Raw genomic sequence first — 12,837 nt, 5'->3', positions numbered from 1 at the left:
TATTTAGCCAGTCAGTTTCAAAAGCATCGTGAAAGGGGTAGCATGAAGAATTTACGATTCGTTATACTTCTAATCTTTTGTGTTTCATTATTCAGTTGCAGCAGCCCTGATCAATCCAGCCAATCAGAACCGGATTCTGGTGATGTTTTGCCTGCGGAAGATTCCATTCATTTAGAAACAATAAACGCCCGCAAGATTACAATGGCAGAAGACCAAGACCAGACCCTCTATAAGGGAATTCAATATGAGGTTATCCTCACGACAAGCATTACGGATCGTCAGTTATCACAGCTAGGCGTTGGATTGCAATTCTCAGGGCAGCTCCGTCAATACTGGGGAAAGAGCGGATCCGGTTACTCAAGCGGCTTCTCTATTCTCGATGAAACAGATTCGAACAAAAAAATACTTGTTAGCTTCCCACTCGTTAAACAATCAACCACTGACCACGAAATTGACCAAGTATTGAGTTCAGATTATATATCCGACTTGAATGTACAGTTGTTTTTTAAAGGGACTCCGTATTTGACGTTGCATAAAAACATCCATAATAATTGATATACATCCTGCTCAAAACGAAAAGGCAGCCTACATCGGCTGCCTTTCTTCAACTCTATATGCTTACATTCTATTTCTTCGCCGGAGCAACCGTTACTTTGCTCTCCTTGCTTCGGTTACCCGCAGCGTCCGTCGCGAACACCGACAGCTGCTCGCCTGCGGTCAGCGGCGGAACTTTCACAAGGAACGCCCCGTTAGAATCCGCCTTCGCTTGATAGACGCCGCTAAGCCGAATAACCATGACGGTGCTCGAAGGCTCCGCCGTTCCTTTCACCTCTGTAGACAACGCGAGCGGCTTATTCACCTTCGGGCTAGCCGGCGGCATCGTATCGCCAATCGTATATTTCGCGGTAATGACTGTCTTACCGTCAACACCTGCGACTTGTGCCGAGTAGATCCCATCCTTCACCTTTGGGAGCTTGAATTGGAATATCCCAGCAGAATCGCTGTATCCTTCGGCAATAAGTACGATTCCCTTCAGAATGGTCACGCGCGTTCTCGGTAACGTGGTCACTTTGGCAACGGCATCTTTCAACGAAAATGTAACAAAGGAAACGAATGGAGTGGCCGCAGGAGCCTGAAGCTTCTGACCTGTCTGTACCGGCATCATCCGATAATCGGCCTTGCCGTCCAGCTTATACATCACATCGCTCGTCGTTCCCCACTTCCAGAACGAACCGTCTTGTTTGACACCGATCGTGTAGTTCGATTGCGGGTATACCGCTGCCCAAGGGCCAAGCTCTGACACTCGTACCGGTTCATCCCGCCGTTCAGCCGATCCGATGCCGAGCGAGCCGTAGCTGTTGTCTCCCCATGTCCACAAGCTCCCGTCCCGCTTGAGCGCAAACGCCCGTTGACCTGTTGCCCAAATACGAGTCCAATCTTTATCCTTGTCCAATTGAGCAATCGTCGGACCTGCGATGAATCCAGTAAATCCGCCTCCCCATTGCCACAGCGTTCCATCCTTGCGCAGCGCAAAGGTTGTCGTCTCGGCGGTCTGCACCTGCGCCCAATCTTGGCTGTTGCCTATCTTCGTGAACGACTTGACCTGCTGCTTGAGCGTGGAAGCGATCTGTACATGTCGATTATCGCCCATTCCCCACAGCGTGCCGTCATTCTTGATCGCAAGAATATGACCTACGCTGACGCTGAAGGACTGCCAGTCGTGCTCTTCGCCAAGCGGAACTGGATCAGCAAAATCTTCGTATGATGATGCCCTCGCAACAATGCACCCCCAACCATCTCTTCCCCACGCCCAGAGGCTGCCGTTCTTCTGCATGCCGACCGCGAATCCGAGATCCGACACTTGAACGCTCCGCCAATAGGTGCCCGGCTGGTATGGCTTCAGCACTTTGTTCTGATTCGTCGTATGATTGATGGTCGTATGATAGATCCATAGGCTGCCATCCTTCTTGAGCGCATACAACTCTTCACTACCGGCTGCAATCGAATTCCAGTCCTTGCCGGGGAATAGCGTCTCTTCCTTATCCCAGCTATTTAGCATTCCTATCGTACCGTCCTGGTGCAGCGTATAGGTCGTGAAACCTCTCTTCACCTGCATTTGAAAAGAAGAATCCATACGAATCGGTGTATATACAGAATCCGATTCGCCGTTCCCCCGCTGACCGACCGAATTATCTCCGTAAGTAAAGGGAATTCCGTCACGGCTTAAAGCCACGCCGAATCCATTCCCGCCGTCCGCCTGCTTCATCAAGACGCCGCCGGTCTCGATCTGCTCGTACCGGTCGTAAACGGTATCCCATTCCCACACCGATCCATCCTCACCAACGATCGCCGTTACGAAATTCCCTGCGGCATAAATAGCATGCGGCAGATCCAATATGGACCTCGCAATAACCGTTCCCTTTTCCGCGCCGTCACCGTCTCGCAGCTCCCATACGGAACCGTCTTTCTTCAAAGCTGTCGGATATGTGCTTGCGGCAATCTGCTGCCAGTCATTATCGTCGCCTATTCGTGTGACTTGATCCAATTGAACTGCACTGGACGGCGTACATCTGCCGTAAGCCCACAAGCTGCCGCTGCTCTTCAACGCCAGCAAACAGTCCCCCTCGACCGAAACGTCGGCCCAGTCCTTGTCTTTGTTCAACTTCCCTCGATCAATAACTTCGCCGGGAAGCACATTCAAGCCGAACACCTCGATCGTCCCGTCCTTCCGAACGGCTGCGGCTCCGGAATTGCCTGCCGACACTTTGATCCAATTGCTGTCCTTGCCGTACCGAAGCGGTACCTTCTGATTAACTACTGCGTTCTGGGGATAGGAGTGCTGCTGCTTCTCATTCGTTCCCCACATCCACAAGCTTCCGTCCTTCTTGATGCCAATCGAGAAATGGTACCCCGCCGCAGCCGCTGCCCAATCGTTCCCGCTTCCGACTTGAACAGGAACCGCACGGGATACGAAGTTGCCGTCCCCGAGTTGGCCGTTGCTGTTATCGCCCCAAGCCCACAACGTACCGTTCTCAGCTACCGCCAGCACATGGTTTAATCCAGATGAAATAGCCGCAATGCGAGGAAGCTGCTTCGTCTCGTTACCTGTTTGCTCCGCTAAGGCAGGCCGTTCGAATCCTCCTAAATAGAAAATCAAAATCCCCGCCAAAATTGAAATGACTGCGCGCCGGGTTACCATGTTCCTATCCCCTTTTATACAAAAATATCCAAATAAACATTATCTCCTATCATATTCGTTTCGTATTAAGGCGTCTATCGTTTCCTGGAGATAGAGGTTAAAGATATGGGAAGATAAGTGTAGTAAGGAACTTCTCAATTCGTAAAGAAAGCATCCGATCAATTATGACCGGATGCTTCAATAGGTTCAACTATGATGATTATGCCTGTAACAACGAGAACTCGTCGGCGTATATCGTCCCGCTTCCTCTGCTTGCAGTTGAGTCAAGCCGGATATGAATACGCAAGCGTGAAGTATTAGCTGGAGACGTTATCGTTTTAGATAAATTAGTGTAATTCATGTTTGCCATATATGTTGCAATAGTGTCTCCGCCCAAATAGTTATAGGCCGAATCGTAATAGTAGACAAAAACAAAAACCTTTGCCTTTGAAAGCTGACTGATCTGCAGTTTCCCTTTCAGGCTATAATTTGTTCCGCCCTTAATTATTGTATCTTGGAATAAATGCAGTCCCCCGCTTGGTATGTTGGCAACAGCAAGTTTCTGTGCGAACTTCCCTGCACTGCCGGTTCCCGAACAACCTCGAATATCGGCGTAATGCCCGGATCTGCGTAGGTATTCCAATTGTCTGCTACGCCATTCGCGCTCGTATTGTCCTCATATCCGCCGTTCAGCAGCAGGTTCACAGCACTCTCCTGATTGATACTGAAGGAGTCCGCGTAAATTGTGCCTCTTCCTCCCTGACTCGTCGTATCCAATCGAATATGATAAGCAGCACCATACGGCGGTCATTATTAACTTTTGGAATGAGGAATAAGGTGAGATTCAATTCGGCAACAAACCAACTGCATTCCCCGAATTGGTGGAGAAGGTAAAAAAGCACTTGAAAAGAGGAATGACTGCTATTTATGGATTGGAGGATACAGGCGGGTACGGACGAGCATTAGCTGTATTTTTGAAAGAAAACAAGCATGTTGTAAAAGTGGTAAATCCTGCATTAGTCGCTTTTCGTAGAGGCAGCAAGACCAATAAAGAGAAGTCGGATAGATTGGATGCAGAATATGTAGCGAGAATACTAAAAGATGAGCTGCATCGGCTGCCAGATGCTAACCCAATAGATACAATAAGGCGTGGACTAGTCGAGGACTATTGGCTCCAGTAGCCCTCTTAACCGTGTAAAGTATTCAGGGTTGGTTTCAATCCGTAATGTATGCCGATTCCCTTCGGTCTCAGCAAAGTTCTTGTAAAACACATGCATGTACACTTCTTCCCCTAGCCTTACATTCAACTGATGGCAGTATAGTTTTAGCTTGTTGTATACTACCCGCCTAGCCAACCGCATGCTTTCTAATTTGATGCTCCTTCGTGCATAGCAGGAGAATGGCACTGCTTCGAACTCAATTACTACCTTGTCCATCGATACGTTTACGCTCATTTGCACACAGCTCCTCAAGTAATTTTGTATATTCGCGCCCCGCTTCAGCTACAAGATTTAATTATTACTAGACTAATAGGATTATATCTGGACGCAAAAAAGCACTTGAAAATAAGCCCCTTCTTACGGGATTCATTTCAAGTGCTCTAAGTTTAGTTCAAGTTTGGTTTAGTTTCTCAGGCGATTCCGCCTTTGCATATCGTAATATGACAGGTTGTTCTGACTATGACAAGTGAAAATTTTCAGTTCAATCATAAAAATCTGATCTGTCTTGCAAAGAGATACCACATGGAGTTGTTACTCCCCATGCGGCCTGTAGCCTCAAAGCTTATTTGTCGTTTCCATTTTTATATTTCTGAGAGCCCTTTAGTTCAATCTAAGACCTCTTAAGAAGATTTAAATGATTCATTGATATGACAGATGAATCTGGGTCACTCTTTACACTGTTCATGCTGGTCATGGAGGGCGACAGTAAACCACATAGAGTTATGAACTGTAACCCGTAAAATGGACAATTGAAAAAAGTGACCTCTTACGGGTTACAGTTCATTGTTACACTCGAATGCGTCTGCACCTCCCAGATTTTTGTCGATTAATCACGTAACATCAACTATTCAATGATCTGGTTCACAAAATAAGTCCCATAACTATTAGTTTGTTCCCAACCGTATTCATGCATTGTATCTGTTTCAAGTGAAAAATAAATCCAAGAAAGACCAGTAAATGATGGATCTCTATGAAAACCTTCAAAAGAAAGCAGGACCTCATCTGGTTGCTCAGCATTATTAGTTATTATAGGACTATATACAGTCCAGGCGGTACCTAGCATATTAACAATCTGAAGTGTTTGGAAAACGGCTTCTTCCATTGTCACATCGTCTTTCAGTTTACTTACAAACGCCGCTCCTAGAAGAGCAGGTTCTTTCTTAGATCTTTCAAATTTCATCGATACTACTGGGTGACCTGTTTTTACTTCAATTTGTTTTATCAGTCGAATTGCCTTTTCCTCATTTTTAACAGCAAAAAAAGCATTCCAAATAATTCTGAATTTCATCGTCGCTACCCTCTTCTCCTCTTTATTTGCACAAGATCACCTCAGGCATAAATTGTTATTTATCCTTTGCTAATCTAAGTGATAACTTCTCTATTAGTTTAACGACAATATTTTTTTCACCATTTTTGCCTCATTCCTCCATTTGCTTTCTGCCATTTTATTATTTTACCTACGGTATTTCTAATTTGAGATTTGTATTGGGTAACTAATTGTTGTTGTGATCTATTAAGTTCCGGTTCCCCTTTAAGTGGCTTCCCATTTTCTCCAACTCTAACTACTTTCCCCTTACTGTCAATAACATGCACATGTGCTGGCAAATGATCGTTCGAATGAAAGTAATGCTCAATTCTCCCAACACTATTATTATTAGTTATCGTTTTTGGAGGTAGCCCCGCAGCAAATGCCATAGGAATTGCACCGGATCTAGTTGACATGCTACTAGGTTCGCTGTATTGCACCAATAATCTTACACCAATTGCTTTACCAGTGCTCTCATCTATGATAAATTCAGCTTTACCTGCTGAGCAATCAAAGTAACTACAAGGGTTATTTCTGATTTCATCACTACTTTTTTCTACATTACTTTGGATAGTTTCATATTCAGCTACACATTCATCACTTTCACAAAAATTATTAATCATATATTCCGCTTCATTCCAAATATACGCATTATTACCTAACATCGGATCATCTATTAGGTAATCTACGTTACTATATGAATCCACATAACAACCCTCATCTTTGCCCGCAACACAATGACCACTTGGATCTAAATAAAGCAAAGGATTGTTGTGCACATAAGTATAGAGATTCAAACTCAGCGGATTCGTTAGTTCCCCTTCATACGTATCCTAGTTTATAAAGCACTACATCTTGCTATAGAAAGAGTATATCATCCAGCCTTTTCCACAGGTACATCGGGCATACTATAGATCGCTTTATTCTTCAAAAGAAAATAGACGACGTTCACTAGCTTCCGCATCAAGCAGACGATAGCCTGGCGCTTCGACTTGCCTGCTGCGCGCTTTTGCTCATAGTAGGCTAGCAGGTACGCATTGCGTGGACGTTTGGTATTCTTGGCTGTGACTAACTGACGAACGGCTAGTTGCTTGAACAGATCATGCAGGATTCGGTTGCCTTGTTCGCTCTTATAGTTGTTATGCTTTCCGCCTGAGCCGTTCACGACCGGCGCTATGCCTGCGAAACGGGCCAATTTCTCTGCACTAGCGAAGCGCTCTATAGGGCCTATTTCAGCGATGAAACTAGCGGCGGCAACTAGATCAATGCCGGGCATGGTGTCTAGCGTGCATACCAAGTCCTTCATGAGGACGGTGAGTTCAGCCTCAAGCATGTCCATCTCTTGCGAGGTAGTGCGTAGGGTCTGCACCAGACTGCGTACAAGGACGTCCCGACTGTTCTGATACCCGCAGATGGTATTACCGTCTTCGACGGTTAACTGTTTGATCTGACGCGCTTTGGGCAGCGATAAGTAGTTGTTGCTGACCTCCTTCAAAAAGTCCGCTAGCTCTACTTCGGATACCTCTGCTAGGCACTGCGGCGAAGGGTAATGCTCCCAGAATGCTAGCGCCGTCTTGCCGTCTACCTGCGAGAAGAACTGCTTGTAGCTCGGATAATGATAGCTGATCTGCTGGTGCAACCGACGCAAGTTCGCCGAATAGTGGCTTTGCAGACCGGCACGCTGCTTGACCAACTGACCGATAGCCCAATAGTGATCTAGCGGTTTGGCATCGGGCAACCGATCCATTTCATCCTTCACGACGCGCGCAATGTACTCAGCGTCCAGACTGTCATGCTTCTCTACTGTGTTGCGAGATCGACGCCACTTGTGGCTAAGTCTCGTGTTCACTTCTTTGACGAGACAGTTCTGTTCTGTAAGATATACTGCTAGCGCCCTTCCGAAACCACCGACATCCTCCAGCCCGTACATAGGGGTAAGACCGCGTTTCGTATGCTTCTTTACCATTCTGACGAGATCGGGAAAGGCAGACGGGCGGTTCTTGAACGTTATTTCACCCTAGCTTTTCAGTCCAGCAGTCGATAATGACTGCCGTGTGCTGTTCTTTGTGCAGGTCAATGCCAACAAAGATATGCTTCGTTTGCTTCTTCATTGTTGTAAGGTCACTTCCATTCTAGAGGGTGTTTAGACTAGAGCGTGAGGGTTTGCATCCTCAGTTCGAGCGGACTATAGCCGCATTGATACGTAAGCAATATCCCACACGCTCGGTGCCTGCCCTAATATAAGACAAAATAAGTTGTTTTTTTAAGTGACACTTGCTTTTATTTTTTCTTCTGATGAATTTTTCATTTCGCAGCCTACAATGGCAAGTTCAACGCGAATATCCAGCAGATGCTGGCGACGGTCGCTTTCGATCTTGTACACGGCGTTCACAATGTCCTCGATAATAGACAAACGAAGGCGACTTCCATTCTTTTGCGTAATGTCTAGCATAGCTTCTATATAGTCTTCGCACACGGCCAGTTCATCGATTAACTGCGCTTCCTTCTGGATAAGCCGTTGATAATTGGTAACGAGATCGTTCTGCATAGGGCATTCGCTCCTTAGAGTATCGCGGAATGCAGACCTTGCGATGTGACATCTCCATAGCTATACGTTCCGCTATAGAGAGCTGCTCGATCTAGCATCCGTTTAACCTGTACCTTCGTGAACGCTTTATCCATTGCTGTCCGATACCCATCTTTATTCAGTTGTGCCGCCAGTCGGGATAACGACCAATGCGAGAATAATGCCTTCAGTTCAAACAGCCGATGTACGACGATCGCGTTGTCACTATCTACTTGGAATGCCTTCTCGCCTTTGACCGCGCGATAACCAAAAGGCACACCGCCGCCTGCATATCCGCCCTGCTGCGCCTTCTTCTTCCGCCCGCGGCTGAGCTTAAGTGCGATCTCCAGCCGTTGGTACTGATCTAGCAGCTCCAGCATGCCATTGACCAGAAAGTCGTTCGGATCGTGATGATAGATGCTGTAGTTCGGCTGTTCGATGGCGATAACATCTGCTTGGTGCCGTCTAAGCTCACGCTGGATTAGCACCTTCGCCATGTCTGAACGCCATAGTCTAGATGTATTAAGGACGATAACAGACGTGACCTCCAAACCGTGCAGATCGGCTAGCAGCTCCTGCAAGCCTTCGCGCTCGACGGTTAACCCTTCTTCGTCGACTGCCGCACCGCTTATGCCTTTGTCCTCATATACACGAAGCAGTTCCATGCCGTTCTGCTGACAATAGCTTTCGATTTCCTCCAACTGATAGGACAGACTGTATCCGTCCTTTGCTTGACCATACGTTGAAACGCGGACGTATCCGACGACTTTTGCCATGAATGAATGCCCCTTCCGTTACAGTGATTACAGTCCGTGTAACGCTCCCCCTATTTTCTGCGGATAACTTGCATAGGGTAACGGTTAACGTGATGCGTAGTATACGACCTCTTCCAAATTATTTACAACGACGAACTTTGCGGTGTTACAAATCTCTATATTTAAAACCATCGACTACTATACTTTTCGAATCGGACATTATGTTGTTTCATCCATGGCAAATTGTTGATTTGATCAATTAAGATCTTACTTTGTCGTGTTAGCACATTCACTTGTGCTGTGGATAGACGAATAAGAGCATCCATATCAGGTTTATTCATGTCCATCAATTCGTTTTCCCTTTGAATCATTCGCCTTATTCGTATCTCTCCTAAGATAAGTTCCACATTGCCATGACAAGACTCTTCATACCTTATTGCTGCAATTTCTTCCGGTGATAAAGTATCAAGCGTAATCCGCTCATACTCGCCTGTTTCTAATTTAGATTTGTTTCCTTTTGCATTCTGATTACCCAATAGCTTCTCTGGACACTTTGGCCCCGTGCTCCTGCCTCCATGCATTCTGCATCTTCCATTTCTCATAGGAATTGACTTACAAGGTAGCCCTGTACGTGTTCGCGCTCCACAACTTGCTCTTTGACCTCTCATCATTAGAATTCCTCTCCTTCATTAACTTGCATGGACTTTGTGGATGAAAAAATAGCCGCCTGAACATGTTGTCCAAGCGACTAGGGAACTAATTGTTACGATATGCAGCGGTTGTGCTTGGTTTATACGCCTGTTCAAGTTACTTCCGGGTAACTTCCCCACTTCATGCCTGTTGAATCACGCAGAACGGTTTCTCTTCCAAGTATCGCCGCACAAGGTTTTGCCAACATAGCTTCCCATTGTTCACTTGCCAATTGATCGAAGTCGATAGAACTATCGGCAAGTAACTGTTTGATCTTCTCTCGGATGTAACGTGTATACGTGTTCTCACCTACCTGCCAGTTCCGCACTCGTTCGGCTTGTTTAGCAGGGAGCACCGTCCAGTCTTCAACGATGCTGGCGAAATACTGGCGGTTCTGAGTCGGAGGATGGTTAGCAATATCCGTTAGCGGTATTCGTGATTCCGGCTTGTATACGATCTCGATCCGCGTCAGCTCACCAGCCAACCGAATACGATGCCGCTCCCACAGTCCAAGTTGCTTATCGTAAACTCGGCAATAACCATCCTGCTTCCGTTGGTGAGCCTCGCCAAAGTATCTCGTTCCCATATACAGATTCATCTCTCGCCGAATATCTTTGCTGCCTACAAACACGTTATCCAATGGCGCAAGGACATCATAGGCGATATCGCAGTTAACAAAGTAGACATCACTTGCTTTGCTTCGTATGTCCTCAAGCTCATCGGTAAATTGCTCATAATATTCGGGACGTGTCTCAATCCGTAACGTGTATAAGCTACTGCCCTTCTCATTAGGATTTCGGTAAAAAAGATGCAGGTAGGCTCCGTTGTTTCGCTCGATATGAAGCTGATAGCAATACAGTTTTCCGTAGGTCTCCTGTATTTGATACTTACCTCCCGACAGTAATCCCATATACCAGCGCAGGAAATACCACTGCGGTATATCCTTATACTCAACGACCAATTTGTCTGTTGATACGGTAACTTCCAATGTACTCCCCCTCCTTTTGCTTCCGATTTTTCTCGCGTAGCGGACAAAATTTAACACTTAGGTGACTAATACGTAGTATTATAGGACGCCACCGACTGCACCTTTTAAAACGCAAAAAGAGCGCAGAGAATCCTACGTAGTAGAATTATCTAAGCGCTCTAAGAATTTGAAAGTATGTATAAGTTGCTCTGCGAACAATGTTTGACTTGTCCTTGGCAAAAGTTATTATGACAGAAACTATTCCTGTTGGCAACTTCAACTTTCGGTTGTACCAACGAACTTTGCATCTATGACGTTCTAATAGCTTTATCGGTACATTCTTACCTCGTCAGACTTGACGGGGCAACTCGTTGGTTTCTCGTAAGGCTGCGCTTAATCTACAAATCCGAAATCCCGACGAACTTCTTCCTCTGCGGCTTTAAGTTCCTTCTTCCTGTAGGTGAGATCAAGAAACCACTCCTTATCTCTTATGGCAAGTGCTAATTCAATCAACTCGTCATAGTCAAACGATCTTATATGTCTGGGCAGTGGTTGCATATACAATCCCCCTCTTCGATGATACCTATTTCTTCGGATGGATTTCTTGTAAACTTCACATTAAAACTTCACCACATGAGTTACTCGTAAATTCATTTTCATTGCTCCTCTAACACACCTGCCGGCTGTAAGAAAAAACCACATGGAGTTGTAACACTCGCATGTGGCCATGAAGTTACAATAATCACTAATCTTTACATAACTCTAAAAAATCATGAAAGAACAAAATCTCAACCGTGACCTGCGATCCAAAGATATCAGGTTGTTTCTTGAACAATTCACCACAAACTACTTCATTCATTTCCGAGTAATTTAAAGAAGTATACCCGTACTCTTTATACGATGTTTCTACTACATCATTTAAATCTTGCTCAATTCTAATGTAAGGTTGACAGCTAAATCCATCAAGAACAGGCTCAATTGCAGAGTCATCCTTATTTTCAACCTCGAACTCATGATACAAATGATAAAAAGGAGCGATTTTCGAAACTAGAAGTATGCTTCTGTGCCTCACAATAAACTCAGACTTTCTTATCGTATCATATTGAAATATCCACTCCATCGAAGGCCAATTTTCTTTCCCGCCAACAAGTTGATACTTCAGGTTATTTCCTGTTGCAAAATTAACTACAGACTCAAGTAAAAAGGAATTAGCGGAACATCGTTCTATATATTCTCTCCAGTTACCTTTACTCTGATAATATTTTTCGAACTGTTCTTTAATAAGTAAATTCATATAACCCCCCCTTATTTAACCTTTAAATCATGTCTACCCGATGTATCAGCAGGCTTTGTTGGATCAAGGTTAAAATCAACTTCTCCTTGATGTGCTCCTTTTGCATTCACAACTTCAAATCTGCCATGTTGGGTATCCAATGCGTACAAAGTACCTGTTGCAGGGTCTTTATAAACTACCCTATTGTTCATTTTCCCTAACTTAGAGTCCTTTACCCAACCATTACTTCCCGCAATAACTGCTGCTGTACCTAGTACAGTCGCCACCCTCTCATTTGGACTCATGTTTACAATGCCTTTCTCGAAAGCAGCTGCATCAAAGAGCACAACACCGGAATTGATAGCAGTCTGCTGACCATAAGCAGGCATTAAATCGAACTGTTCTTTGGGAATAACACTAACTCGTTCTTGTTGACTAACTGTTCCTTTCACCTGGAACCAAGGTTGTTGAATAACTATTGCCTTACTATCCGAATTAGGCTGTTGTATTACAACTGTACCTTGCTCGTAGGTATCAAACACATTAACATTGGATTCATTTAGAGCTTTCGCTGTTCCAAGTCCTACCCCAATCGCCGCAACTGTTGCACCACCGAATAGCAGATAAACAGCAACAGTTTCACCTATACACAGATCCCAAACGCAATGCCCACTAGGATCAGTATACCTTAAAGGATTATTATGCACATAAGTATATAGATTTTGACTTAACGGATTAGTTATATCCCCTTCATACGTATCCTCATTAATAAACCGCCCCATACTCGGGTCATACCAACGTGCCCGCAAATACTGCAACCCCGTTGTCTTATCCCACATCTCGCCTGAGTAGCCAAATGAATTTTCAACTGGGTCGGTCACA

The 12,837-nt window shown here is 45.2% G+C and carries 13 protein-coding genes and 1 pseudogene; 2 read left to right on the top strand and 12 right to left on the bottom strand.

Annotated elements, in window-relative coordinates:
- Window positions 1-42: 42 nt before the first annotated feature.
- Window positions 43-555: a hypothetical protein gene (locus tag PKO01S_RS06650; RefSeq protein WP_127530539.1), complete on the top strand. Its 513-nt coding sequence runs from the start codon at window positions 43-45 to the stop codon at window positions 553-555.
- 70 nt (window positions 556-625) lie between these two features.
- Here PKO01S_RS06650 and PKO01S_RS06645 read toward each other — a convergent pair whose 3' ends face one another.
- Together PKO01S_RS06645 and PKO01S_RS06640 are read right to left on the bottom strand one after the other, a co-directional pair.
- A complete protein-coding gene (locus tag PKO01S_RS06645; RefSeq protein ID WP_127530538.1) occupies window positions 626-3,199 on the bottom strand; it encodes an Ig-like domain-containing protein in 2,574 nt (857 codons plus the stop codon).
- Between the two features lie 483 nt (window positions 3,200-3,682).
- On the bottom strand, window positions 3,683-3,883 hold the full coding sequence (locus PKO01S_RS06640) for a hypothetical protein (RefSeq protein WP_127530537.1): 201 nt from the start codon (window positions 3,881-3,883) through the stop codon (window positions 3,683-3,685).
- A 137-nt stretch (window positions 3,884-4,020) separates the two neighbouring features.
- Between PKO01S_RS06640 and PKO01S_RS06635 the strand changes: the two genes are divergently transcribed.
- Entirely contained in the window at window positions 4,021-4,359 is a 339-nt protein-coding gene (locus PKO01S_RS06635; RefSeq protein ID WP_127530536.1) for an IS110 family transposase, read from the top strand.
- 883 nt (window positions 4,360-5,242) lie between these two features.
- On the opposite strand, the gene PKO01S_RS06630 is transcribed toward PKO01S_RS06635, so the two are convergent.
- The 10 genes and pseudogenes from PKO01S_RS06630 to PKO01S_RS29280 form a co-directional block, all read right to left on the bottom strand.
- Window positions 5,243-5,686 carry a hypothetical protein gene (locus tag PKO01S_RS06630; protein ID WP_127530535.1) on the bottom strand — a complete coding sequence of 148 codons (444 nt, stop codon included), beginning with the start codon at window positions 5,684-5,686 and terminating at the stop codon, window positions 5,243-5,245.
- 116 nt (window positions 5,687-5,802) lie between these two features.
- Window positions 5,803-6,411, bottom strand: a complete 609-nt coding sequence (locus PKO01S_RS06625) for a YggN family protein (RefSeq protein WP_127530534.1) — start codon at window positions 6,409-6,411, stop codon at window positions 5,803-5,805.
- A 167-nt stretch (window positions 6,412-6,578) separates the two neighbouring features.
- Window positions 6,579-7,815, bottom strand: a pseudogene (locus PKO01S_RS06620) (IS110 family RNA-guided transposase).
- A 152-nt stretch (window positions 7,816-7,967) separates the two neighbouring features.
- Window positions 7,968-8,252: a hypothetical protein gene (locus tag PKO01S_RS06615; protein ID WP_127530533.1), complete on the bottom strand. Its 285-nt coding sequence runs from the start codon at window positions 8,250-8,252 to the stop codon at window positions 7,968-7,970.
- 14 nt (window positions 8,253-8,266) lie between these two features.
- A complete protein-coding gene (locus PKO01S_RS06610) occupies window positions 8,267-9,046 on the bottom strand; it encodes a recombinase family protein (protein ID WP_127530532.1) in 780 nt (259 codons plus the stop codon).
- 161 nt (window positions 9,047-9,207) lie between these two features.
- Window positions 9,208-9,696, bottom strand: a complete 489-nt coding sequence (locus PKO01S_RS06605; RefSeq protein WP_127530531.1) for an HGGxSTG domain-containing protein — start codon at window positions 9,694-9,696, stop codon at window positions 9,208-9,210.
- Window positions 9,697-9,827: 131 nt separating this feature from the next.
- Entirely contained in the window at window positions 9,828-10,703 is an 876-nt protein-coding gene (locus PKO01S_RS06600; protein WP_246070467.1) for a replication initiation factor family protein, read from the bottom strand.
- Window positions 10,704-11,075: 372 nt separating this feature from the next.
- Entirely contained in the window at window positions 11,076-11,240 is a 165-nt protein-coding gene (locus tag PKO01S_RS28710; RefSeq protein ID WP_164779513.1) for a hypothetical protein, read from the bottom strand.
- Window positions 11,241-11,427: 187 nt separating this feature from the next.
- Window positions 11,428-11,976, bottom strand: a complete 549-nt coding sequence (locus tag PKO01S_RS06595) for a hypothetical protein (RefSeq protein WP_127530530.1) — start codon at window positions 11,974-11,976, stop codon at window positions 11,428-11,430.
- Between the two features lie 11 nt (window positions 11,977-11,987).
- Window positions 11,988-12,837: RHS repeat-associated core domain-containing protein (locus PKO01S_RS29280; RefSeq protein ID WP_281278834.1), on the bottom strand; the 850-nt coding region annotated here is incomplete at its 5' end.

This window comes from Paenibacillus kobensis NBRC 15729 (genome assembly GCF_004000825.1).
Lineage (GTDB): Bacteria > Bacillota > Bacilli > Paenibacillales > Paenibacillaceae > Paenibacillus_T > Paenibacillus_T kobensis.
Note: the sequence above shows the minus strand (reverse complement) of the source record. Positions and strands in the feature narration are given on the sequence as shown.